General features: G+C 56.4%; 20 protein-coding genes. 15 read left to right on the top strand and 5 right to left on the bottom strand.

What is annotated here, in order from left to right; genetic code table 11:
* Positions 1-132: 132 nt before the first annotated feature.
* The 5 genes from dapB to OZX67_RS07710 all read left to right on the top strand — a co-directional run bounded on the left by dapB (position 133) and on the right by OZX67_RS07710 (position 6,102).
* Positions 133-885: a 4-hydroxy-tetrahydrodipicolinate reductase gene (gene dapB / locus OZX67_RS07730; RefSeq protein ID WP_277142280.1), complete on the top strand. Its 753-nt coding sequence runs from the start codon at positions 133-135 to the stop codon at positions 883-885.
* A gap of 282 nt (positions 886-1,167) precedes the next feature.
* On the top strand, positions 1,168-2,079 hold the full coding sequence (gene dapA / locus OZX67_RS07725; RefSeq protein WP_277142278.1) for a 4-hydroxy-tetrahydrodipicolinate synthase: 912 nt from the start codon (positions 1,168-1,170) through the stop codon (positions 2,077-2,079).
* A 336-nt stretch (positions 2,080-2,415) separates the two neighbouring features.
* Positions 2,416-4,290, top strand: a complete 1,875-nt coding sequence (locus tag OZX67_RS07720; protein ID WP_277145040.1) for a ribonuclease J — start codon at positions 2,416-2,418, stop codon at positions 4,288-4,290.
* 334 nt (positions 4,291-4,624) lie between these two features.
* Positions 4,625-5,467, top strand: a complete 843-nt coding sequence (locus tag OZX67_RS07715; RefSeq protein ID WP_277142276.1) for a phosphatase PAP2 family protein — start codon at positions 4,625-4,627, stop codon at positions 5,465-5,467.
* A 140-nt stretch (positions 5,468-5,607) separates the two neighbouring features.
* A complete protein-coding gene (locus tag OZX67_RS07710; RefSeq protein WP_277142275.1) occupies positions 5,608-6,102 on the top strand; it encodes a hypothetical protein in 495 nt (164 codons plus the stop codon).
* 108 nt (positions 6,103-6,210) lie between these two features.
* Here OZX67_RS07710 and OZX67_RS07705 read toward each other — a convergent pair whose 3' ends face one another.
* Together OZX67_RS07705 and OZX67_RS07700 are read right to left on the bottom strand one after the other, a co-directional pair.
* The gene (locus tag OZX67_RS07705) at positions 6,211-6,501 is read right to left on the bottom strand and encodes a hypothetical protein (protein WP_277142272.1); all 291 of its coding nucleotides are present in this window, start codon (positions 6,499-6,501) and stop codon (positions 6,211-6,213) included.
* Complete coding sequence (locus OZX67_RS07700) at positions 6,492-6,959, bottom strand: hypothetical protein (protein ID WP_277142270.1); 468 nt, start codon at positions 6,957-6,959, stop codon at positions 6,492-6,494. Before OZX67_RS07700 ends, OZX67_RS07705 begins: the two co-directional genes overlap by 10 nt.
* A 210-nt stretch (positions 6,960-7,169) precedes the next feature.
* On the opposite strand from OZX67_RS07700, the gene pepN reads away from it, so the two are divergent.
* The 3 genes from pepN to OZX67_RS07685 all read left to right on the top strand — a co-directional run bounded on the left by pepN (position 7,170) and on the right by OZX67_RS07685 (position 12,328).
* Positions 7,170-9,779 carry an aminopeptidase N gene (pepN, locus tag OZX67_RS07695; RefSeq protein ID WP_277142268.1) on the top strand — a complete coding sequence of 870 codons (2,610 nt, stop codon included), beginning with the start codon at positions 7,170-7,172 and terminating at the stop codon, positions 9,777-9,779.
* A 387-nt stretch (positions 9,780-10,166) separates the two neighbouring features.
* The gene (gene glmM, locus OZX67_RS07690; protein WP_277142266.1) at positions 10,167-11,555 is read left to right on the top strand and encodes a phosphoglucosamine mutase; all 1,389 of its coding nucleotides are present in this window, start codon (positions 10,167-10,169) and stop codon (positions 11,553-11,555) included.
* The gene (locus OZX67_RS07685) at positions 11,555-12,328 is read left to right on the top strand and encodes a peptide deformylase (protein WP_277142264.1); all 774 of its coding nucleotides are present in this window, start codon (positions 11,555-11,557) and stop codon (positions 12,326-12,328) included. The genes glmM and OZX67_RS07685 overlap by 1 nt, the downstream gene beginning before the upstream one ends.
* Before the next feature lie 118 nt (positions 12,329-12,446).
* Here the strand turns inward: OZX67_RS07685 and OZX67_RS07680 are convergent, their stop codons facing one another.
* The 3 genes from OZX67_RS07680 to OZX67_RS07670 form a co-directional block, all read right to left on the bottom strand.
* Positions 12,447-13,442 (bottom strand): helix-turn-helix domain-containing protein, encoded by a 996-nt coding sequence (locus tag OZX67_RS07680; protein WP_277142262.1) that lies wholly within the window; start codon positions 13,440-13,442, stop codon positions 12,447-12,449.
* 113 nt (positions 13,443-13,555) lie between these two features.
* Entirely contained in the window at positions 13,556-13,975 is a 420-nt protein-coding gene (locus OZX67_RS07675; RefSeq protein ID WP_277142260.1) for a hypothetical protein, read from the bottom strand.
* Complete coding sequence (locus tag OZX67_RS07670; protein WP_277142258.1) at positions 13,972-14,184, bottom strand: type II toxin-antitoxin system HicA family toxin; 213 nt, start codon at positions 14,182-14,184, stop codon at positions 13,972-13,974. The genes OZX67_RS07675 and OZX67_RS07670 overlap by 4 nt, the downstream gene beginning before the upstream one ends.
* A 509-nt stretch (positions 14,185-14,693) precedes the next feature.
* Here OZX67_RS07670 and OZX67_RS07665 point away from each other — a divergent pair.
* From OZX67_RS07665 to OZX67_RS07635, 7 genes are all read left to right on the top strand, one after another.
* Positions 14,694-16,328: an FGGY-family carbohydrate kinase gene (locus tag OZX67_RS07665; protein WP_277142256.1), complete on the top strand. Its 1,635-nt coding sequence runs from the start codon at positions 14,694-14,696 to the stop codon at positions 16,326-16,328.
* A 286-nt stretch (positions 16,329-16,614) separates the two neighbouring features.
* Positions 16,615-18,132, top strand: a complete 1,518-nt coding sequence (araA, locus tag OZX67_RS07660; protein WP_277145038.1) for an L-arabinose isomerase — start codon at positions 16,615-16,617, stop codon at positions 18,130-18,132.
* 379 nt (positions 18,133-18,511) lie between these two features.
* Positions 18,512-19,858: an extracellular solute-binding protein gene (locus OZX67_RS07655; protein WP_277142255.1), complete on the top strand. Its 1,347-nt coding sequence runs from the start codon at positions 18,512-18,514 to the stop codon at positions 19,856-19,858.
* 137 nt (positions 19,859-19,995) lie between these two features.
* Positions 19,996-20,925, top strand: a complete 930-nt coding sequence (locus OZX67_RS07650) for a sugar ABC transporter permease (RefSeq protein WP_277145037.1) — start codon at positions 19,996-19,998, stop codon at positions 20,923-20,925.
* Positions 20,922-21,944: a carbohydrate ABC transporter permease gene (locus tag OZX67_RS07645; protein WP_277142253.1), complete on the top strand. Its 1,023-nt coding sequence runs from the start codon at positions 20,922-20,924 to the stop codon at positions 21,942-21,944. Before OZX67_RS07650 ends, OZX67_RS07645 begins: the two co-directional genes overlap by 4 nt.
* A gap of 198 nt (positions 21,945-22,142) precedes the next feature.
* A complete protein-coding gene (locus OZX67_RS07640) occupies positions 22,143-24,365 on the top strand; it encodes a beta-galactosidase (protein ID WP_277142251.1) in 2,223 nt (740 codons plus the stop codon).
* Positions 24,366-24,400: 35 nt separating this feature from the next.
* Positions 24,401-25,474: a LacI family DNA-binding transcriptional regulator gene (locus OZX67_RS07635; protein ID WP_277142249.1), complete on the top strand. Its 1,074-nt coding sequence runs from the start codon at positions 24,401-24,403 to the stop codon at positions 25,472-25,474.
* Positions 25,475-25,490: the final 16 nt, after the last annotated feature.

Below are 25,490 nucleotides of genomic sequence, written 5' to 3'. Positions count from 1 at the left end.
GAATTTATACCGGCTTTTTAGAGCGATGATTGAAGGATATTGGTATTCTGGATTCACTGGATACTTCCTCGGAGTAAAATATTCATCAGATATTTGTGACATCAAGAAAATATAAGAGTTAAGGGATTGACGATGATCAGAGTTTCAGTGGTCGGAGCGCAGGGGCGCATGGGCGGCAGTGTGGTGAACGCGGTCGAGGCCGCGAACGATATGGAAACCGTCAAGCGGATTGGCGAGGGTGACGATATTTCGTCCATCACGCCGGATAATACGGACGTCGCGGTCGAGTTCACTGTGCCAACGTCGTCGCTGGGCAATGTGCTGAAGCTCGTCGCACAGGGTGTCAACGTGGTGGTGGGTACCACCGGCTGGACCGACGAGAAGCTGGACCAGGTCAAGGCAGCGCTCGCCAACGCCCCGCGCAAAGACCAAGCCGTCTTCATCGCCCCGAACTTTGCCATTTCCGCAGTCTTGGCCGACAAATTCGCCGCCGAGGCCGCCAAATACTTCACTTCCGCCGAGGTTATCGAGCTGCATCACCCCGACAAGGTCGACGCGCCTTCCGGCACCGCCATCCACACCGCGCAGGCGATTTCCGAGGCCCGCAAGAAGGCCGGTTGTGCCCCCATGCCCGATGGCACACAAGGCGAGGCAGCTTCCCGCGGCCAGGTCGTTGACGGCGTCCATGTTCATGCGGTGCGTCTGCAGGGCCTCAATGCCCACGAGGAAGTGTTGCTGGGCAACACCGGTGAGCAGCTCACAATCCGCGCCGACAGCTTCGACCGCGCCTCCTTCATGCCCGGCGTCCTGTTGGCCGTGCGCAACATCGCAACGGGTGCTCACCCTGGACTGACCGTCGGTCTCGACGCATTCCTTGACCTTTGAGGTCAACCGCGAATCCGTCTGATACGCAGATGCTTGCACGAGTTGACTCATTCTTTGAAATCTCTAGGCACAGGTGCCAGTCTGTCTGATGCGTGGGGGCTTGCGCCATTCAACCATGCCTTACGATTCCTAAGATGAGCCGCGAATCTGTCTGATACGCCGACAGGTGCAAGGCAAGCCTGTATTCGGCGGTTTCGCATGAGCGGGAACCGCAATATGTATTGCAATATTGTTGTTTATCACGAGCTAATAACCGTCCCGCCCGAGAAGTAGCGTTGAAGTATGAGTGAGTCTTCTATGCATCTACTTGATCGTGCGCCATTCGGCCGGGTTATTCCCGCGATGGTGACGCCGATGCACGGTGATGGTTCCGTCGATTTTGAAGCATCTGCGGCATTGGCCAAGCATTTGGTCGCTTCCGGTGCCGATGGTCTGTTGGTCAACGGCACGACCGGCGAGTCACCGGTCACGCATATGGACGAGAAGGTCAAGCTCGTCCAGGTCGTGAAGGCTGCCGTCGACGTGCCGGTGATTTCCGGTGCTGGTTCCAACGACACAGCCCACACGGTGCGTATGGTCGAGCAGACCCAGGAGGCCGGCGCCGATGCGGTGCTGGTGGTCGCTCCTTATTATTCCCGTCCTTCGCAGGAGGGTATTTTCCAGCACTATCAGGCAGTCAACGAGTCGGCGGACAAACCGATTATCGTTTACGACGTTCCAGGACGCACCGGCGTGCATCTTTCGCTTGAGACCTATTGCAGGCTCTCGGGACTTGACCATATCAAGGCCGTCAAGGATGCCACGGGCGACATCGCGGGAGCGGTGCGCAAGCGTATGGAAACCGGATTGACCTGGTATTCCGGAGACGATGCGCTGTTCCTGCCGTTCCTTTCCATCGGTGCCGTCGGGGTCATTTCGGTGATCGCGCATGTCGCGTCCAACCCGTTGCGACAGCTTGCCGATGCCTTCGACCGCGGCGACATCCGCGAAGCCCAGCGTCTTGCGGTTCGTCTCGCCCCGCTGGTCGATGCCGTCAACGGCACCGGATTCCAGGGAGTTCTGGCCAAGGCTGCGCTGCATGAGCGCGGATGGCTCGACGAGACCAAGATGCGTTTGCCGAACGTCGGCCCGGGCGAGCCGGAGTTCAAGCGTGCCCACCAGGGCATGGTCGATGCCGGTATCTTGGAAGCCTAGGTTTTAAGGGTTTGACGATCAGGCAAGGCGAAAGCACAACTCATTACAGCGGGGAAGTCGGTGGCGCGTAAGCGGTCACGGGCTTTGTTCCGCTGTTTTTATTCCTCGTCTGCACACAGGTGCAGACAATAAGCAAACAGAAGTTCAGTAATAGATATGACAGATACAGAAGAAAAAACCACAGCGCCGACCACACATCGTCGTGGCAGCGCCAGCAAGGCACGTGCCCGCAAAAGCGAGACGGCTGCCGAGAAAACCGCAAAGCGCGGTACCCGTGCCAAAACCAGCACGAAAAGCGGCGAAAAGCATACGGGCAGTAAGCGCACGAGCGCAAGCATAAGTACGAAGCGTAGCGAATCCCGCAGCTCCTCCCGTTCCGGTTCACGGCGTTCAGGCGGCTCCAATTCATCGCGCAACACACGTGGTGGCGGCCGTTCCAACAGCCGTCGTTCCAACCCGCGCACCGTCTCCCGCACCCCGGGAACCTCGCCCAACCAGGACGCCGTGCTGATCGCCCCGCCGAAATACCGCAAGGGCTCCATGCGTATCGTGCCGCTCGGTGGCCTCGGCGAAATCGGCCGCAACATGAACGTGATCGAATACAACGGCCACCTGCTGCTGATCGATTGCGGCGTGCTCTTCCCCGACGAGGAGCAGCCCGGCGTCGACCTCATCCTTCCTGATTTCAGCTATATCAAGGACAGGCTTGACGATGTCGAAGCGCTCGTGCTGACCCACGGCCACGAAGATCATATCGGTGGCGTGCCCTACCTCTTGAACCTCCGCCCGGACATCCCGCTGATCGGCTCGAAGCTCACGCTGGCCTTCGTCAAGGCCAAGTGCGAGGAACACCATCAGAACCCGCGTTGCATCGAGGTCACCGGCCGCGACAAGATCAAGGTCGGTCCGTTCAACCTCGAATTCGTCGCTGTCACCCACTCGATTCCCGACGCACTGGCGGTGTGCATCAACACGCCTGCCGGCACCGTCATCGACACCGGCGACTTCAAGCTTGACCAGCTGCCCATCGACCATCGTATTACAGATTTGGTCGAGTTCGGCAAGCTCGGTGAGAAGGGTGTCGACCTGGTGATGGTCGATTCCACCAACGCCGAAGTCCCCGGCTTCGTCCGCCCCGAGAGCACCATCGGCCCCGAGCTCGAGCGTGCCTTCAGCGAGGCCACCCGCAAGATCATCGTCGCCTCCTTCTCCAGCCACGTCCACCGCGTCCAGCAGGTCGTCGACGCCGCGCACAAGGTCGGACGCAAGGTCGTCTTCGTCGGCCGTTCGATGGTGCGCAACATGTCCATCGCCGCCGATCTCGGCTATCTGCACATCCCTGAAGGCACCGTGGTCGACCTCAAAAAGGCCAAGGATATTCAGGACAACAAGCTGGTTTACATGTGCACCGGTTCGCAGGGCGAACCGATGGCAGCACTCGGCCGCATCGCCGACGGCACTCACCGCGACATCACCATCAACGAGTTCGACACCGTCGTGATGGCCAGCTCCCTGATTCCCGGCAACGAGAACGAGGTCTATGGCATGATCAACAAGCTCGTGCAGAAGGGCGCCCGTGTGGTCAACCGCGACAACGCGAAGATCCACGTCTCCGGCCACTCCAACGAAGGTGAGCTCACCTACTTCTACAACATCCTGAAGCCCAAGTGCGTCATGCCGATCCACGGTGAAAACCGCCACCTGGTCGCCAATGGGCTCGTGGCCGTCAAGACCGGCGTCGACCCCAACAACGTCGTGCTCGCCGAGGACGGCGACGTGGTGGATCTTTACCACGGCCAAGCCGCGGTCGTCGGGTCCGTGCCGTGCGGCTATGTTTACGTCGACGGCGATACCGTTGGCGAGCTTACCGACGAAGAGCTCGAGAAGCGCAAGGTGCTCGGCACCGAAGGCTTCGTCTCCGCGTTCGCCGTGGTCGATACCGACGCCAAGAACGTCATCTCCGGCCCGAAGGTCTACCTCAACGCGATGCCCGAGGACGAAAGCGAATTCGAGAATGTGCGTCACCAGATCGTTCAGCAGCTCGAAGACGCGATGATGGATGGCACGCACGACACCCACAAGCTCCAGCAGATCATGCGCCGCACCATCGGCAGCTGGGTCTCCCGTCAGCTTCACCGCAAGCCGATGATCGTCCCGGTCATCGCCGACATCGCCCACGACGTCATCGATGGCACCCCGGCAGGTAACTGAGGCTGAGCGAGTTGCGCTTGGAACGTTCGGTTTTGGCTTCATAGCCGAACATATCAGTGAATAATTATTTGATTCCCCGGCAGGTTTCGTGCTTGCCGGGGAATTGCCATGCTTATCGATGCGAACCCATGCAAATATGTGGGCCTATGTGAACTTTTGCTGAACCTCTGGCCATCTGTCGGCTTTGGGGCTTCCGAGAGAATACACTGTTAAATTCGGATAAGCTTTCACTTGGTTTCAGACGGCCGAGGCTGTCGCCGTATATGTTTTTAGATATGCGGTACGGCAGTTGGCGCAAAAAGCGAAAATGACACGGACCACAAGGAACGAGCGTATGAAAAAGATATTTCCTGCCACAGCAATCGGCGCGCTGGTGCTGCTGATTATCGGCACGTTTGCCGATCTGCGCATTGACCAGGCGGTTTACATGCCCGGCAACGGCTTCTCGGCTTTCTTCGAACGTCTCGCTCCGATTATCGGTGCGACCGTGTTGATGATTGGCGCGGCGTTGCTCTTCTGGACTTACAAATTCGTCAAGGAAAATTTGGCAAAGCTCATACTTTCAGGGCTTGTCTACTTTGGTTCGACGCTGATAGGCCTTGCGTTGTGTTATAAATACTGCCATCTGTTCGGCGTGGCGTACGGTGTCATCGTCGCCATTCTGATCGCCTGTATCGTCTACAAGATTCCTGACGAGCTGAAGCAGCGTTATCGTTGGGCCGGCATCGCCATCGTGGCGGTGTTCCTGGCCTCGATGTGCCTGCTGGAAGTGCTCAAGATCTTCTGGGGCCGTGTCCGTTTCCGCTCGATGCAAGGCTATTTCGACCTCTTCACCCCGTGGTATCACCCGAACGGCAAGCACTATCTTGCAGCTGTCGGAGGTGTGGCTGAGGAGGTCAAATCCTTCCCCTCCGGCCATTCGCAATTTGCCGGTGCTGTTTTGTCGCTTTGCCTGCTCGCCTTGGTCAATCCGCGCTGGAAAAACAAGGAGAGCATGGTCTATGGCATCGCACTGGTCTACGCGTTGATCGTCATGTTCAGCCGCATGATGCAGGGTGCCCATTTCCTCTCCGACGTCACCTTCGGTTTCGCTTTCCCGTTCCTCGCCCTCTGGCTTGCGCGTTACCTGCTTTTGAAGCAGCTTGCGCTGCATTATCCTGCGGAATATTTTTGCTAATGAATCTATTCAGTGGTTTGATTATTGAACGATAGCATATAGAAAGATTGGTAAATGTTGTCTACTAAGCAGTTCATATTTTATAGTGTTGTGAATTACTGTTTGTTTGATAGGGAGAATGATTTTAAACAATGGAGAATATGGAGAATAAAGAGATAACAGCAAACTCGGCTAATTCAATTGGGAAGAATTCGTCAGATTCTGTGGATAAGTCATTGACTTCAGATGAAAAGGCAATGGAAACAAAGATTTTAGAAAGGTACTGGGAAGCAGTAGGAATTAGGTATCAAGGTATTAATTGCAAACAAGTTTTGATTCATTGGTATGATTATTGTATTTTAATTGCTGTTATTTTGATTGGTTGTGCTGTTTTAGTCGTTCCCACTGACTTGAAAGTAGTTAAAGTCATAATAACTGTATTGCTGGGGCTTGCTACTTTTTATTACTCGTTTGTGGAGTGGGAAGGTGATGTGTTAAAGGAAATTGAAGAACGTACCACTCATGGTGTTGCGTCTGAGCTTAATAACAAATCTGATTCGATAAGAAATATTCGCAGTCGTGCTATTTACGCGAAAATGTTCAAATTCATAGCGGCATTAATGACAATCATTGCAGGTTGTGTAACTGTGGCCTAATTTTTCTTAGTTTATAAGCCGTGTCAAGTTTTTATTCATAGCTATGTATTGAATAAGCATATGTAAATGATAAAATTACATTTATTGTTGTATAGAGTAATTTTTAATTTATTTCATCGCGGAAACGTAGACTTTGTGGCTGCGGGGGAATTCGCGTTTGAACGCTTGCTTAACGGCACGCTTGCATTCACGGGTGGTCTTGGAGTCAGCGGCAGCAGCGAAAGTCGTGTTTTCACCCCGATAACCCTGTTCGATCAGAACGACGTCATTTTCATCGTGCTCAAGGCTAAGCGAACGGTCCTTTTTCGCGGTCAGCAACGTGATTTTCCTATACTCCGATTTCGTCGTCGCTGCGTTCTCCATCATGCTCAGCGCCTGCTTGACGGGGATCAGTCGCATAGCCCGGCCTCCTTCAGATTGTGTTCGAGCAGGCGGGTGAATTCGTCCTTCTGCAAGGTTGAAGAGATGAACAGTACGGTGACGTTTTTATCGTTTGTTATGCCCTGACTTGTCTTCTTGGCTTCTGGCTTACGCTGGTTGTTGTTTTCGTGTCGGCTGTGGTCGGTTCCATTGAAAGTGTTGTTCTCTTTATTGGATAGATGATTATTGTTGTCACAGTCATCGTTTTCATTGACAATAAACGCGACGCGAGCGGAACCAGTGCGTTTGAGATTGACACGACATTCATAAACGCATTGCCCGCCGACCCTTGCCGACACCGCTCGCTTGACTTTCGACATGCCCGTTTCCAGCTGCAGATTGAGCGCGTTTTCGATGCAGCTTTTAATGGTCTTTTCATCGTCGCGATGCTTTTTGAAAAACTGTTTGCAACCGGAACGTTCATACGTAATCTTCATATCGGTGCAACTTTCCTGACGCTTCCCCAACCATTTTTAAGCATAAAGGTTTGCCAGACATCGCCGATTCCACTGCTCAAGTGAGGTGGCAATTCGTCGTGTGCGCTGTCGGCGTGGTGCTGACGTGCCCCGTTGACATAATGGAATCAATCTCTTGATCCTGCGGCGCAAGCTGTTGCCGCCGCATGCACGAAATAATAAAGGAGCGAAATGCCAGGAGCGAATCTCACACGTGTCGAAGCCGAGGAACGTAAGTCCGTTATCACTGGGCCGGTCAGTTATCATGTCGATCTCGATCTGACGAAAGGACCGAAGAATTTCCCGTCGGTTTCCGAGATTACGTTTGACGCGAAGGCGGGTGCTTCAAGTTTTGCCGATCTCATCGCCGACGAGGTCAGTGACATCGAGCTGAATGGCGAGAAGCTGGACCCTGCGAAGTATTATGTTGACAACCGCATCGAATTGCCGGTTTTGAAGGAACGCAACACTCTCAAGGTCGTTTCCTCCTGCCAATACTCGACCACTGGCGAAGGCCTCCACCGCTCTGTTGATCCCGCCGACGGCAACGTCTACCTCTACTCCCAGTTCGAGGTGCCGGACGCCCGTCGTGTCTATGCCGTTTTCGATCAGCCCGACATCAAGGCGACGTTCGATTTCGAAGTGGCCGCGCCGCAGTCCTGGCTTGTCACCTCCAACATGCCGGTTAAGTCTACTGAAAACCTCGATGCGATGACCGCTGAAGGGACGCTCGGTACGCACCCCGCCGAGACCACCAAGCGCTGGGTTTTCGAGACCACGCCGAAGATGAGCTCCTACCTCACCGCCATCTGCGCCGGTCCGTACGCCGAGTGGCACACCACTTATGCCAACGAAGACGGTCGCACCGTGCCGATGGCGCAATATTGCCGCCAGTCGCTCAAAGCCGATTTCGACAAGGACGCCGAATACCTTTTCGACATCACTAAGAAGGGCTTCGCCTTCTACGCCAAGACCTGGGGCGTGCCTTACCCGTACGCCAAGTTCGACCAGATCTACGTGCCGGAATATAACGCCGGCGCGATGGAGAATATCGGCATGGTCACCATCCGTGACTCCTATGTTTTCGGCTCCAAGGTCACCGACGCGTTGGCCGAGCGCCGTGTGGTCACCGTGCTCCACGAGCTGGCGCACATGTGGTTCGGCGATCTGGTGACGATGAAGTGGTGGAATGACTTGTGGCTCAACGAATCGTTCGCCGAATTCATGTCGACCCTCTCGACCGCCGAGGCCACGGAATGGAAGGATTCCTGGGCCACGTTCACCTCCGGCGAGAAGAGCTGGGCCCTGAACCAGGACCAGCTGCCGACCACCCACCCCATCACCGCGCCGATCAACGACCTGCACGACACCGAAGTGAACTTCGACGGCATCACCTACGCCAAGGGCGGCTCCGTGCTGAAGCAACTCGTGGCCTACGTCGGGCGCGACAAGTTCTTCAAGGGCATCAACAGCTACCTGAACAAGCATAAGTATGACAACGCCACGCTGAACGATTTGCTGGTTGAGCTGGAAGCGGCGAGCGGGCGAGACCTCAAGACTTGGAGCAAACAGTGGCTCGAGGAAGCTGGCATTAATACTATTGCCGCTTCTGTTGAAGAGAACGACGACGGCACTATTAAATCGCTGACTTTGACCCAGACCGCGTCGGCCGAACATCCCGTGCTGCGCGTCCATCGCATGGCCATCGGCTTCTACAACCGCAATGCCGCGACCGGCAAGGTCGTGCGTACCGACCAGATCGAGCTTGATGTCGACGGCGAGACCACTATTGCCGCCGAAGCCGCCGGGAAACCGAGTCCTGATTTCATCCTCCTGAACGACGATGATCTGACTTACACCAAGTTGCGTTTCGATGACAAGTCGCGCGAGTTCGCCGCCGAGCATCTCTTCGAATTCGATGACGCTCTGGCACGCGCCGTGGTCTGGCTGGCGTTCTGGGACATGACGCGCGACGCCGAATTCCCGGCCGAGCGCTTCATTGACCTGAGCCTCAAGATGCTTTCGACCGAGCATGAGTCCACCACGTTCCGTTATGCGTTGAGCTGCCTCAAAACCACCGCCACGCACTATGCTGCTCCTGCTCGCCGCGAGGCCGTCGGCAAGCACGTCGCCGAGGGTCTGTGGAACTTGGCTAACGAGGCCGAGGCCGGCAGCGACGAGCAGTTCCAGCTGGTCACCGCCTATCTTGGCTATGGCGAGATCGGCGATGCCCCGTTCATTTCGAACGTGAAGGGTCTGCTTTCCGGTTCGCTGAAACTCAAGGGTCTCGAAATCGATAACAACATGCGCTGGGCTCTGGTCAAGGCGCTTGCTGCCGTCGGTGAGATGGACGACGAGGCGATTGATGCGGAACTGAAGCTCCGCGACACCACCGACAACCGCGAGTTCGCCTACGGTGCCCGTGCCTCCGTGCCGACTGCCGAGGCCAAGGCGTGGGCTTGGGACGCTTCCATCCATGACCTGAACCTCACCAACTCACAGCTCGCCGCCGCCGCGCTCGGCTTCTCGTCGAACCTCACCGGCAAGCTTGCGAAGCCGTATACCGCCCAATATTACGAAACAGTCGACTGGATTTGGGAAAACCGCACCTTCCACATGGCCGAAACCCTGCTCGAAGACCTCTATCCTTCTTACGCCGACCCGGCCGAACTGGTGAATCTTGGCGACGAATGGCTGGAGTCTCACAAGGACGCCGCCCGCGCCCTGCGCAACATCGTCATCGGCAACGTCGAGTCTTCGCGCCGTGCCCTGAAGGTGAGCGCCTACAACGCCAGCCTGTAAGGCCTAGTTGCTGATAAGGCTCTGAACGATAAAGGGGATTGACGTTCGTCGTTGGTCCCCTTTACTGGATTATGCTGAAACACAGCCTTGCAATTTGTCGTTGCAAGAAATCAATAAATCTTGCCACGCGAGATTGCAAGGAATACCTGAATCTTGTATATCTACGTTGCAAGAAATAGGTATTTCTTGTATAGCTACTTTGCAAGTGCAATGTTTTCCTGAGATTGCCGCGGCTTGACCAATGATTTACCGGATTGATTTAGGTATTAATCCAGAACTCTCCAAATGCGACGAAATCGGGCAGTGTTGGGGCGTGCGCGGCGTTCCTGAAATCTGTTGAGTAAGATTGGGGCCAGTAACATTCGTGCAAACGGAGGATGTGGCAGTATGCCCAATATGTTTGGAACCGATGGCGTTCGCGGATTGGCGAACAGGGATTTGACGGCAAGGCTGGCGCTCGACTTGGGCGATGCGGCGGTGCGTGTGCTTGGGGATTCCTCCGGAACCGAAGAGGAACACAGGGAAGGTCGTCGGCGTGCGTTGATCGGCCGCGACACCCGTGTTTCCGGCGATTTTCTTGCCTCTGCGCTCGCGGCAGGTATGAGTGCCGGCGGTTTTGACGTCATCGATGCAGGCATCATCCCGACTCCGGGCGTGGCCTACCTGACCAGCGAACTCAACGTCGAAATGGGCGCGGTCATCTCAGCTTCGCACAACCCGATGCCCGACAACGGTATCAAGTTCTTCGCTCGCGGCGGTTTCAAGCTGCCGGACAAGAAGGAAGACGAGATCGAAGCCGTTTTGGGTCAGGATTGGGACCGACCGACCGGCGCCGGCGTGGGCCGCATCAGTCACGACATCAACACCGCCACCAATATGTATATCGACCATCTGGTTTCGGCCATCGCGCCGATTGCCGCCGACAAGACCCAGCCCAAGCCGCTCAAGGGTCTCAAGATCGTGGCCGACTGCGCCAACGGCGCCACATCCGTGGTCGCGCCGGAAGCCTTGCGTCGCGCGGGTGCCGAAGTCTTGGTGATCAATGCTTCGCCCGATGGCTACAACATCAACAAGAAGGCCGGTTCCACCCACCCCGAGCAGCTGCAGGCTATGGTGCGTGCTTCCGGTGCCGCGATGGGCGTGGCGTTCGACGGCGATGCCGACCGTTGCCTCGCCGTGGACGAAGACGGCAATATGGTCAACGGTGATCAGGAGATGGGCATCCTCGCGCGCGCCAAGAAGCGCGAGGGCAAGCTCAACCATGACACGCTTGTGGTTACCGTGATGAGCAACCTCGGCCTCAAACTGGCGTTGAAAGACATGGGAATTTCGACGGTGCAGACCAATGTCGGTGACCGCTACGTGCTCGAGGAAATGCTCAAGGGCGACTATTCCATCGGCGGGGAGCAGTCCGGCCATGTCATCAACCGCGAGTTCGCCACTACCGGCGACGGCACGTTGACCGCGCTGACGGTTTGCAACGAGGTCGTCAAGTCCGGCAAGTCGCTGAAGGAACTCGCTGCCGACTTCCCGCAACTGCCTCAGCAGCTCATCAACGTTCCCAAGGTCGACAAGAAGGCTGCGCCCACCAATGCCAAGGTGCAGGATGCCGTCGCTCGCGAAGAGAAACTGCTCGGTGACACCGGCCGTGTGCTGCTTCGCCCGAGCGGTACCGAGCCGTTGGTCCGCGTGATGGTCGAGGCTGAAACGCAACAGCAGGCCGACGAGGTTTGCCAGCGTTTGGCCGAGGTGGTCGCGCAGGAGCTGGCGATCTGATGTTCTCTCGCAATTCCAAAGTCGATACCGAACTCAACCACGCCGTCGAGCAGCTCATCAAAACCGGAGGCAAAGAGAAGATTCTTCCCATCGTGCAGATGGGGGAGCCGGTGCTGCGGCAGAATGCCGCCGAATATGATGGCCAGCTGAGCAAGCGAACGCTTGCCAAGCTCATCGAGGCCATGCGCGTGACGATGCTCGAAGCGCCGGGTGTCGGTTTGGCCGGTCCCCAGATCGGTTTGGGGCTGCGTATTGCCGTGGTCGAGGATCATGTGCGCGTTGGCGGCAGGGGAGTCGATGACAATCCCGAAGGGCATGTCGGCGGTAAAAGCGATCAGAATTCATCGAATCAAGATAATGGCTCCGATGGCGGCAACGAAAATGAAAACATGATCGACGATACGAACGACCCGCGAGAAATCGCCGAATTCCCGTTCCGCGCCATCATCAACCCAACCTATGAACCCATCGGCACCGAACAGCGCAGCTTTTACGAAGGCTGCCTGAGTTTCTCGGGCTATCAGGCTGTGCGTCGTCGTTGGCTCGACATCACCGCCCGCTGGCAGGACGAGGACGGCAACAAGCACGAAGAGCATCTGCACGGCTGGCCCGCGCGTATCTTCCAGCACGAGACTGATCACTTGAGCGGCGAGGTCTACATCGATCAGGCCGAAATACGTTCCCTGGCCACCGACGAAAATCTTGAGGATTATTGGTGCGAGGATCCGGTCCCCGCCGATGCCGCTCGCGAGTTAGGTTTCAAGCTTGCCTGAACCTACTCGCGTCAGAAGCCGGTCATCTGCTGCTTGTCAGTGGCCACTTTTTTGCATTTCAACCTGGTTGTGCTAGAAATTGGCCGGTTCTTGTGGTTTATGCGGATTGTCTGGCTCCCTAAAGGGTCCCGTTTCTCTTTTGTTCCCCGCAAATGGTGAGAACTTCATGCCAGATCTGCGTATGGCATTTGGCCTTGATATGGCTGCGATGAGAATAAATCGTATTGACGGAAACGCCCAGTTGTTCTGCAACCTCGGCCGGCTTCAATCCTCTTCTGCTTAACTTGATGACACGCAATTCCATAGGTGTGATCGGGACTGTAGGCAGATTCGCTTGGTTGGCGGCTTCCATTTTCAGCCGTTCTACGGCCAGATCATGATTTACGGGCTTCGATTCCGAAAGAATCCCCCTATGTTCCCCCTCATCGGCGTCACGCAAGGAGACTTCACTTCGTTGTGAACGTTTCCTCTTGCGAGGTGTCCTACTTTGGTTTTGTCTGCTTGGTGCAAGTGCCGTTATGTCGTTGCTTTGGTTTGAACCGTCATAACCGTTTAATGACTCGCTATGACATTCCATTGTGCCTTGACAGTATGGTTCCTCATAGGAACAGGACAATTGGCTGCGAATATCTTCGCTGTGGCCGGGAGGTGGCGGCCCTGATTCTTTATCATGTGCTACGGGCACACGGCGGCGAGGCTTTTTCTGGCGATAAACGCTTTCGATGATATATGGCAGTTCGTAATATAATTTGACTTTGCTGACGATACGATGCAATTGCAACAATTTAGCCATTGATTGAGGATAGTTTTCGATATGGGACGTGATTCCGATAATGACGATGCCAGGGCGTAATTCCCTGATTTCACGGGTAACGTTTTGTCCGATTTTATCCAAAAGAGACAGCTCAAGGAAAACGACATCCGCCGGATGGGGATCATGTGCGCACTTTTCCAAGCCAGTGTTGGGTTTGAAGGTGCCCCATACCCGCAAACGGAATCCGTTGTAATTCTGCAGACGGTTCAGAAGATTCTTTTCGCATTGTAAGGCCAATGGGTCATCCTCGATGATGATTATGCTTAGTTCGCGTCTTTGCGATGATTTCTTGTTTCCCATATTTCAATACTAAACAAAATATGGTAAATAATCTAATTAATAGGTAAAAATTCAAGATTTCTTGATTTTTGCCTTCTGGCTTGACTTTTGCAAATATCGTGCAAATCAAGGTTTCACCCATTGATCAACTGGCTCGCACGCTGGTAGGAAATCCCTAGAGCCTGGCCGATTTGCCGCAGGGTAAGGCCTACCTGCCGCAACCCTTTCGCGGCTTTGCGCGATTCCTGCGCCGCAAGCGTGTTCGCTTCCTTGGACTGCTCCCGATAGCGTTTCATGGCCTCGAGGTGGGCTTCTACCTCTTCAGGGAACTTCATCTCTTTGGTCATGGCGAAATTTTGGTCTCCAGTCATGATCTCGATGTAGTCGCGTGCCATGGCGTCAACCTCGCTCAGTGTCCGGGCCTGTGTCACCCCAACACCGGGAATGGTCAGTATCCAGTACTTTTCGCCGGCTTCAATGGTAACGCTGTAGTTGTCTTGGTGCTTTGTCGGTTTGCCGTCAGCGGTGGTTTCCAGATATTTTTTCCTTCTCATTTGAGCCAGTCCTTTCCGAGTTTTGCGGATGCTTCTTTGATGATTAGTTGAGCTGTCGGCTTTTCTAGTTCGTTGTGTCGAGGTATGGGGATTCTAAGATTATCCAAATAGAAGATTTCGTGATTTCCTCCTTGACGCTCTCGCACTTGAATTCCTTGAGCTTTTGCCTCTTTGCGTAAGGCTTTGATAAGCCATTTCCTTTGAACCATATGCTAAACCCCTCACTAGACTAAAAACGCAAGCCCGCACTAGACAAAAGAAATATTTTGTATCGCTTGTGTCTGTTCTTCGTAGCTTAGGGAATCTTCGACGTTTACCGTGTCAAAAACGCCCATTGTGGTCGAATGCTATGGGTTATCCGCATCCCGGGCGTGTCGTGTGCGAGTTGTCAACATTTCTGATATCTCGGCGGAGTTATCTACGTGAACGTGTGATGGGGAACGGATTTAATACATCACTTTTGCTTCTGTTTCGAATCGTGAATTAGTGAATTCTAGAGGAGTTGCGGACTTGGCAACGGCTACGTGTAAGATATTGTTTAGCAAATGTGAGCGCTCACATTACCGAAGGTAAAATAGCCAACGACGGTAATGCAGGGCTTGCAAACGGGAGGAATGTGGCTCTTCGCGATCGACGAGGCGCGTGCTTTGTCGGAGATGACAGCGCATTCCGTGCCAACGCAGTAGTCTTCGACGATAGTAAAGGAGCTGGAATCACGATGGCAGTTGCAAAAGACACCACGGAGCATGTGGCGGCGATAGCGGAGAAGATACGTGCGGGCAAAACCTCGCTTGGTATCGAGTTCGGGTCCACGCGCATCAAGGCCGTACTCATTGACGATACCTATTCGACCATCGCTGCAGGTGATTACGGTTGGGAAAATCATCTCGAAAACGGGCTATGGACCTACTCGCTCGAAGAGGTATGGTCTGGTCTGCAAGCGGCGTATGCGGCGCTTGCAAACGATGTCGAAAACGCTTACGGCGAGAAGCTTACGAAGATTGGTACGATGGGCTTCTCCGCGATGATGCACGGTTACCTCGCCTTTGATAAGGACGATAAGCTGCTCGTCCCGTTCCGTACCTGGCGCAATTCCAATACGCACGCGGCGCACGAAAAACTTTCCGAACTTTTCCAGTACAACATTCCTGAACGTTGGTCGATTGCTCATCTCTATCAGTGCATCCTCAACAAAGAGGACCACGTAGCGAATGTCGCGTTCTTCACCACACTCGCCGGCTACGTGCATTGGAAACTCACCGGCAAGAAGGTGCTCGGCATTGATGACGCGTCCGGCATGTTCCCGATCGACTCGGAGACCCATAGCTGGAACAAGCACATGCTTGCGCAGTTCTCGACGCTGCCTGAGGTCGCGGCCCAACCTTGGAGCATCGAGGATCTGTTGCCGACTCCGCTGGTCGCCGGAAGTGACGCGGGAGCATTGACCGCCGAAGGCGCGAAGCTGCTTGACCCAACTGGAACCGTGCAACCCGGCACGCCGCTCGCCCCGCCGGAAGGCGATTCCGGCACCGGCATGGTCGCCACGAACTCCGTACGAGTCGGCACCGGCAATGTCTCCGCCGGCACTTCGATTTTCGCTTCCGTCGTGCTTGACCATCCGCTGGAACGCCTGCATCCCGAAGTCGACTTGGTCTCGACTCCTGCCGGCGACCCCTGCGGGATGAGCCACGCCAACAACTTCACCTCCGACCTGAACGCCTGGATCAAGGTCTTCAGCGAATTCGCCAAGGCCATCGGCACGTCGCTTGATGCCGGCACACTCTACGGCACGCTGTTCCGTGCGGCCATCGGCCCCGACGCGGATGACAACGCCGGCGGACTTATCAACTATTGCTTCTACTCCGGTGAATTCTTGGCGGGCCTTGAGGAAGGCCGTCCGGTCTTCGCGCGCGGTCCGGAAAGCCACATGAACCTTGCTAACTTCATGCGTGCCCAGCTGTTCGGCGCGTTCTCGCCGGTCAAGATCGGCATGGACGTGATGACCAAGGACGAGCACGTCAAGGTCGACTCGATGGTCGGCCACGGCGGCATCTTCACCACCCCGAAGGTGGCACAGAAGATTCTCGCGGCGGCATTCAACACCCCTATCAAGGTGATGTCTACGGCGGCGGAAGGCGGTGCCTGGGGTATGGCCGTGCTCGCCGATTATCTGTGGCACAAAGACACTCCGTTGGATCAGTATCTCGACCAACGCGTCTTCGCCAACGCCGAATCGACCACCGAGGAGCCCGATGCGAAGGATGTCGCCGGGTTCGAGGACTTCTTCGCCCGTTTCACCAAGGCGTTGCCGATTGAGAGAGCCGCCATCGAGACCATCGATTTGGAAAGCTAAATCCTCATGGTGATACGGCTGATGTGTATAGCGGCTGAAAGCGCCGCTGGAAAACCGCGCGTCAGTCTCCGCCAGATGTTGTTTACCGGCATAAGAAGGCTGGCAATGCAGGTAAACGGCACATGAGACCGGTCGAGGTGCTGTCTTCCAGTACCAGAAGTTGGCGATGCTGGAAGACGGCATATAAGTATGACCAAAATGCTGTTCACCAGCATGTAGGTGTATGAAATAGCGCACGGGTATCTGTAATAAGTGAATATAGCAACTACAACAAAAGGAAGTAATGATGACATTCGAAAATCCATTTGAAGGCAAGACCGTATGGTTCGGCGTCGGCTCGCAGGACCTCTACGGCGAGGAGGCGCTGCGTCAGGTTGCCGAGCAGTCCACTAAGATCGTCGACGCGTTGAACGCAACCGGCAAGATTCCGGTGAAGCTCGTGCTGAAGCCGACGCTGAAGTCCTCCGACGGCGTGAAGCAATTCATGACCGAGGCCAGCGCCGACCCCGGCTGCATCGGCGTTATTGCATGGATGCATACGTTCTCGCCGGCCAAGATGTGGATCCGCGGCCTTGAGGTGCTCACCAAGCCGCTGCTGCAGCTCAACACCCAGTTCCATAAGGAAATTCCTTGGGACACCATCGACATGGACTTCATGAACCTGAACCAGTCCGCCCACGGCGACCGCGAGTTCGGTTACATCGTCACCCGTCTCGGCATCCCGCGCAAAATCGTCGTCGGCCATTACACCGATCCCGAAGTCGCCGAGAAGATTGCCACCTGGGTTCGCGCCTGCGCAGGCTGGAACGAGTCGCGCAACATGCGCGTGATGCGCTGGGGCGACAACATGCGCAACGTCGCCGTCACCGAAGGCGACAAGACCGAGGCCGAGCGCGTCTTCGGCACGCAGGTCAACACCTGGGCCGTCAACGAGCTGGTCGGCTATTACGAGAAGGTCAAGGACGATCAGGTCAAGGGCATCATCGAGGACTACAAGGCCAAGTATGACGTGGCCCCCGAGCTGTTGAATTCCCGCTACGAAGAGCTGTTCATCGCCGCCAAGGAAGAGGCCGCGATGGTCAACATGATGAAGGACAACGGCGCCACTGCCGCGGTCGACAACTTCGAGGACCTCGGCACTCTGCCGCAGCTGCCGGGCGTCGGCGCCCAGAGGCTCCCCAGCGAATACGGCTACGGCTTCTCCGCCGAAGGCGACTGGAAGACCTCGGTACTCGTGCGCATCGCCAGTGTGATGGGCTACGGCCTTGAGGGTGGCTCAAGCCTCATGGAGGACTACTCCTACAACTTCGTGCCGGGCCACGAGATGGACATGGGCTCGCACATGCTCGAGGTCTCGCCGTCCGTGGGCACCATCGCCAAGCCGAAGCTCGAGATCCATCCGCTGAGCATCGGAGGCAAGTCCGACCCGGTGCGTCTGGTCTTCACCGTCGCCCCGCACAAGGCTGCAACGGTCATCTCCATGGCCGATATGCGCGAACGCTTCCGCCTGCTGATGGACGTGGTCGACGTGGTCGAGCCGGAAGGCTCCTTGAAGGCGCTGCCGTGCGCCCGCGCCCTGTGGAAGCCGCGCCCGAGCCTCAAGATCGCGGCCGAGTGCTGGCTGCGTGCCGGCGGCTCGCACCATACCTGCATGACCACTTCCTTCGGCCGCGAGGGCTGGGAGGACTTCGCCCGCATCGCCGGCGTCGAGCTGGCCACCATCGACGAGAACACGACGCCACGCGAATTCGAGCGTGACCTCGAGATCTCCGAAATGTATCATCGTCTCGACAACCGCTGCTGAAAATCATCTGTTCGCGGGATGCCGATATAAGGTGATTGATCGGTCGCGCGCGATTGGAATAAATGAGTTGGGCACTTTGTGGAATTTCCATAAGGTGCCCGATTCGTTGTCGGCAATGCCCTGATCCAATGATGAAGAGGGCGTTGTCTGCGCTGGCTGCGGATATGGTTAAACCGGACTATAAGGTCCAATAACTAGACTTACTGTTTCAAATTGACAAATAGAAACAACTGTGTATCATAAGAAGCGTAAATGATACACAGTTGTACCAAGCAATTGAGTATCAAAAGAAAAGCCGTGTTTGGGTGATCTTATCGGTTGATGACTCGAACAGAGCGTGCAGACGTAGTGCCTAGAGAAACAAGACAAAGGAGCCAATATGAGTAATGTAAAAAGAGTTGTTGCGGTTGTAGCTGCTGCAGCGACGATGATCGGTCTGGCAGGCTGCGGCTCGTCAAATTCAGGCGGCAGCAAAGGCTCGGATTCCAAGGCGGATCTGGTCTTCTGGGGCTGGGACACCGGTAACTCGATGAAGAAGATCATCGCGAACTTCGAGAAGGATAACCCCGGAGTGACGGTGAAGTTCAACAACACCGGCACCGCGGAAAAGACTTCGACCGCACTGACCAACGCGGTCGCGGCCAAGAAGGGTATCCCGGATGTGGTGATGCTTGAGGATCCGACGGTCACCCAGTTTGCGGTTACCGGCGATCTCGCGGATCTAAGCCAGTTCGGCGCGGACAAGCTGGCCAACGACTTCACCGCCGGCCCTTGGAACAAGTTGCAATATAGTGCCAAGCCCTATGCGCTGCCCATCGATGCAGGCCCGGAAATGTTCTTCTACAACAAGGCCGTCTTCGACAAGGCCGGAGTCGATGGCGAGTCGATCAAGACTTGGGACGATTACTATGCAGCAGCCAAGAAGATCAAGGCCGCCGGCTCCTACATCACCAACAGCTCGGGTGCGTCAGGCGATTATCAACCCTTCACCGCACAGGCCTGGCAGGCCGGTGCAAAGCCTTGGAAGGTCGACGGTGAGAAGATCACCATCGATATGACCAAGGACCCGGGCATGAAGAGGTACATTGATTTCCGTCAGAAGCTGATTGACGAAGACCTCATCGATACCAAGACCGCGAACTGGTCGGACGAATGGAACCGTGAGCTCAACGACGGCACCCTTGCCTCGCTGACGATCGGCGCCTGGATGCCGGTCAACCTCATCAGCGGCGCTCCCGACCAGAAGGGTAATTGGCGCGTCGGCTCGCTGCCTCAGTGGGAAGCCGGCAAGCAGGTTTCCGCCGAAGATGGCGGTTCCGCTCTTGCTGTGCCGAAGGCCGGCAAGTCGCAGGCCGCAGCCTACAAGTTCGTCAAGTACATGACCCATGACGCGGGCGCCCAGCAGATGGCCGACAGCGGCACGTTCAGCAGTCTGAAGAAGATTTTGAATTCCAGCTCCTTCACCGACCCGACCACGGCGGCCAATAAGAAGGTCAACGACTACTTCGGCGGTCAGAACGTCAACAAGATCCTGGCCGAAGGCGCACAGCGTCCGGTTGAGAAGTTCCAGTATCTTCCGTACAACCCATTCGCTCAGACCGCTTACGGCGATGAGATTTCCAAGGCTTACAGCAAGAACATCCCTCTTGAGAAGGCTATGGAGAATTATGCCCAAAAGCTCGCCGACCATGGCAAGCAGGAAGGTTACAGCGTAACCGTCAAGTAAATGCGCACAGCGGCATAAATGAATGAGCGGAGAAGATCGCGGCTTGGCCGGCGTTCTTCTCCGCTATTATGAAAGAGGGTATTTTGTCAACGAAAATAGTTAAGGACGGCGCCGGCGGCTCTTGCGCTGATGCCACCTTGGGTGTTCCCGGAGCTTTGAGGGCTTCGACTTCCGATGCACCTGCCGTGTCGGTGAATCGTCATCGTGTGGATTGGCGTGGTTGGAAGTTTTTGTGGCCGTTTGTTCTGGTGTTTTTGTTTGTGTTCATCGTGCCGGTCGTGTATGCGGTGTATCTGTCGTTCTTCCAGACGCGGATGGTGGGGGGCACGGTGTTCGTGGGTTTCCAGAATTACGTGCGGCTGTTCCGTGACGGGCAGTTCTGGGGTTCGGTGTGGCGGGTGACGCTGTTCACGCTGGTGCAGGTACCCATCATGCTGGCCCTGTCGGCGTTGCTGGCTTTGGCGTTGGATTCGATGAGGCTTCATGGCACGCGGTTCTTCCGTATCTCGACGTTCCTGCCGTACGCGGTGCCGGCGGTGGTCTCCACCCTGATCTGGGGGTTCATGTACGGGGCGAAGTACGGTCTGGTGGGTTCGCTGAACTCGTGGATGGGCGTGCATCTGGACGTGCTGCAGCCGGGGGTGCTGCTCGCGTCGATCGGCAACATCGTCACCTGGGAGTTCACGGGCTACAACATGCTGATCTTCTATTCGTCGCTGTCCACGATCCCGCATTCCCTGTATGAGGCGGCGGCGATCGACGGCGCGAGCGAGTGGCAGATCGTGCGGAGGATCAAGATGCCCGAATTGAAGGGGTCGCTGGCGATCACGGTGATCTTCAGCATCATCGGCAGCTTCCAGCTGTTCAACGAGCCGAGCATCATGCAGAACATGGTGCCGGGCAACGCGATCACGACGTACTACACGCCCAACATGTACGCGTACAACCTGAGCTTCACGGGCGGCCAGTCGAACTATGCGGCCGCTTTGGCGATCGTGATGGCCGTGATCACCATGGCGGTGGCGTACGCGGTGCAGCTCAACAGCATGAAGGAGCAGATGAAATGAGCGGGACGAGCATGCAAGCCAGGACAACGTCCGGACCCGACCGTCTCTCCGCGTCCGGGCTGAAGGCGCGGGAGAGGGCGGCCCGGAGGGCGGAGAAGGCGCGCCGGCGCCGGGTGGCGAAGGATGAGGCGGCGGAGCGGAGGCGGAGCGCGCGCAGCGGGTTCGGCAACCCGGAGAACCCGCGCCGCAGCTGGCCTTTGACCCTGGTGGTGGCGGTGTTCGCGGCGTACTGCCTGTTCCCGTTCGTCTACCTTTTGGTCAACGCCACGAAGACGCAGGCGGACTTCACCTCGACGTTCGGTCTCGGCTTCGGCCGCACGTTCGCCCTGTGGGACAACCTCACGGAGGTGTTTTCCTACCAGGACGGGATCTTCGGCCGGTGGTTTTTGAACACGCTGCTCTACGTGGTCGTGGGCGCGGGCGGGGCGACGCTGCTGGCGATCATGGGCGGCTACGCGCTGGCCAAGTTCCGCTTCCCGGGAAGGAAGGCGGTGTTCGCGGTGGTGATCGGCGCGATCAGCGTGCCGGGCATCGCCCTGGCCGTCCCCCAGTTCCTCCTGTTCGCGAAACTGGGCCTGACGAACACGCCGTGGGCGATGATCCTGCCGAGCCTGATCAGCCCGTTCGGTTTGTACCTGATGTGGATCTTCAGCGAGCAGGCCGTCCCGACCGAGCTGCTGGAGGCGGCGCACGTGGACGGGGCGGGCGAGTTCCGCACCTTCTTCACCATCGCCCTCCCATTGCTCGCCCCGGGCATCGTCACCACGGCCCTGTTCACGATCGTGGCGACGTGGAACAACTACTTCCTGCCCCTGATCATGCTCAAGGACGCGGACTGGTACCCGCTCACGATCGGCCTGAACCAGTGGAAGGACCAGGCCTCGACCGCGGGCGGGCAGGCCATCCAGAACCTCGTGATCACCGGCAGCCTCGTCACCATCATCCCCCTGGTGATCGCGTTCCTGCTCCTGCAGAAGTACTGGCAGTCCGGCCTCGCCGCAGGCGCCGTCAAAGAATAAACAACGACCAATGGGTTTGGAAAAATACTTCCAGCGTTCGTTCGTCAGATTTTAGCTCTGGTCGCTTCGACTAGATGGTTTCTTGAAATCGTCTAGTCGAAGATACGAGGCATACCGGGCAAATGGCGCTGGAAGTATTTATTGTCACAATCCGCTATAGTTTTATCTGTTTTAGTTATCAATAAGGATTAATCCAACATGTCTGTCTCTAAAACGCCAACATTTGGCTGTAATGGCCAGAGCCCGCGTCGTGCATTTCGATGGCCGAACCTGTTGACGCCTGACAGACGTGGGATCGCTTACGGCGGCGACTACAATCCCGACCAATGGCCGGAAGAGATTTGGGATGACGACATCCGCCTTATGAAGAAGGCCCGGGTCAATGTTGTGGCTTTGGGCATTTTTAGCTGGGGTCGTATCCAGCCGAAAATGAAGACTTGGGATTTTGATTGGCTCGACCGCATCGTCGGCAAGCTCGGCAAGGCCGGAATCGCGGTGGACATGGCCTCCGCCACGGCGACCGCTCCGATGTGGCTTTATGAGGCGCATCCGGAGGTGCTTCCGGTGGAATCCGACGGCACGATCGTCCACCCCGGTTCGAGGCAGTCGTGGAGTCCGTCGAGCCCGGTTTTCCGTGAGTATGCGCTTTCGATGTGCCGTAAAATGGCGGAACATTATAAGGACAACCCTTATGTGGTCTCCTGGCATGTCGGCAACGAATACGGCTGGAACAATCGCCATGATTATTCGCCGGATTCCCTACGTGCCTTCCGCAAATGGTGCAAGGCGCGCTACGGCACCATCGACGCCGTCAACGACGCCTGGGGCACGTCATTCTGGTCCCAGCAGGTGCGTTCGTTCGACGAGATCGAGTTGCCGATGCATCCTGGTGACGACGCGATGATCAATCCAAGTCTCCAGTTGGATTTCGAGCGTTTCTGTTCCGATGCCCTGAAGGATTTCTACAAGGCGGAACGCGATGCCATCGCTGAAATCTGCCCCGACAAGCCGTTGACCACGAACTTCATGGTGGCTGCCGACCAATGCGTGATGGATTATGCCGATTGGGGCGGCGAGGTCGACTTCGTCTCCAATGACCAATACTTTGAAGCCGGCAGTGGGCATCTGGATAATCTGTTGTGCGGCGACGCGTTCGTGGATTCCATCTCACTGCGAAAGCCGTGGTATCTGATGGAGCATTCGACCTCGGCGGTTCAATGGAAACCGGTCAATGCCCGTAAACGAGGCGGCGAATTGGTGCGTGACGCCCTGGCACATGTGGCCATGGGCGCGGATGCCGTCAACTTCTTCCAGTGGAGAGCGTCCGAAGTCGGTTCCGAGGCGTTCCACTCCGCGATGGTTCCGCACGCCGGTGAGCACACCAAGGTTTTCCGTGAAGTGTGCGAGCTGGGCCGGGTCTTGGAAACCCTGTCGAAGGCCGGCCTTCAGGGCAGCGAGCTCGAACAATCGGATACGGCGATTCTTTTCGATGCGCCATCCGAATGGGCCACCGAATGCGAAACATTGCCGACCAGGAAGCTCAGCCATCTTGATGATGTCGCCGCTTGGTACAGCGCTTTTCTGGATGCCGGGCATCGCGCCGATGTCGTGTCGCTGCGTGCCGATTTCAGCGGATACTCCACCATTGTTCTGCCGACTGTTTTGTCGCTTTCCGACGAACAAACACAACGTATCGAACGGTTTGTCTCGCTTGGCGGAACGGTGATCGCCGATTATGCAACCGGCCTTGTCGACGAACATTTCCACGTAGGTCTCGGCGGCTATCCGGGGGCCGGCAACGGGCTGCTGCGCAAGGTCTTGGGGGTGTCTGGGGAAGAATTCAACATCCTTGGGGCGCTTGACGGCGAGCCGGATTCAGTGCGACTTTCGAACGGTGCCGTCTCAAGACTTTGGCAGACTGTTGTGGGCTCGGTCGCCGATTCCGCCACGGTACTTGCCAGTTACGAAGGGGACGAAGCCCGTGACTGGGAGCTTGAAGGCACACCGGCGATCGCTTGTAATGCGTACGGCAAGGGTAGGGCCTATTATGTCGGTTGCGATTTGGATCGCGAAGCGCTGGTGCCTCTGTTGAGGCGATGCCTGGATTCGGTTGCACCGCAAAGGGATTCTCGTAGAGTTGCGGAGGCTGTCGGGGGCGCCCGGACCTCCAACCCCGATTTGGTTCATATCCGCCGGCAGAACGGCAAACAGGCTTTCGATTTTTACTTCACGCGGAATCGTAATACAGTTAGCGTCGAACATGTCGAGGGGGAAATCCTGTTCCTCAATCGCGGGCATATTGAAGATGCTGAAGGCAATTTGCCAACGGACAACCAGGTTGCAAACGCTGGGTGTAAGGTCGATGACGTCACGTGTATTCTCGAGCGCAATGGAATATTGATAACCAGACAAACGTATTGATGCTGTATTGAAAATCAAGGCAAAGGAGGCTGAACATGATAGATGATACGCTCCATGACGTCAACGCCGATCACAGGCATGTCACGCTGAGGAATGTCGCCCAAGCCGCCGGAGTGTCGCTCAAAACGGCATCCAATGTCATCAACGGAACCGGCCGGATGACCGATGCCACCCGTCAACGCGTCAAATCCGTCATCGCCGACCTTGGCTATCGGGTCAATGTGGCCGCCCGCAACCTGAACCGCGGGCTCACCGGGTTCATCACACTTGCCGTCCCTTCGCTGACCCCGCCCTATCTTGCCGAATTGGCGAACCGGGTGATCGACGAGGCCCGCAAGCACGATTACTCGGTCTATGTCACCACCTACGCGGAGGGATCGGCGAAAGGCGCACGCGATATATTGCAATCGTTCAACCCGACGGTATCGGATGGCATTATTCTCTCGATGAGCGAGCTGGAGGACATTTCGCCTGAGGATTTCGATGTCGATTATCCTCTTGTGGTTGTGGGCTCGCGAACCACTTGGGGGCGTGCGGACCATGTGACCCCCGATGATGTGGAGGCTGCAGCGAAAGCGACCGAATATCTGATCAAACATGGCAGTTCGAGGCTTGCGGTGGTCGGGGCTCGCAAACCGTTTGATAAGCATGCACTGTTGAATGCCACGGAAGGCAATGACCAGTTGCGCATGAAAGGCGTTATTGAAGGATGCAGGCGGTATCATAAGCAACTAGATCCCGCGCTTATCGGTATTACTGCCCAGAATTGGACCATAGGCGAGGGAGCCCGTGCGACGCAGCGGCTGGTTGACGGCGGTGTCCCGTTCGATGGTCTGATCGCCCTCAACGACCAGCTTGCCATCGGCGCGCTTTCAGTGCTTGCGACGAGCGGCATCAGAGTTCCTGGCCAAGTGCAGGTGATCGGTTTCGACAATATCGAGGAGTCCGGGTACCTGCAGACTCCGCTGACCACTATGGATTCGCGCCTGGATTGGACGGCTCCTACGGCCGTGGAGCGCATTATCGGCAGAATCCACGGGACGATTACGACTCCGGAATTGCTCAAGGTCAAGTCGAAGATCATCGTGCGACAGACCACGCGGCCGTAGGGGTTTTGCTCGGCAT

The sequence above is a fragment of the Bifidobacterium sp. ESL0728 genome (assembly GCF_029392015.1).
In the GTDB taxonomy this organism is placed as follows: Bacteria; Actinomycetota; Actinomycetes; order Actinomycetales; family Bifidobacteriaceae; genus Bifidobacterium.
This window is presented reverse-complemented; position numbering and strand designations above follow the sequence as displayed.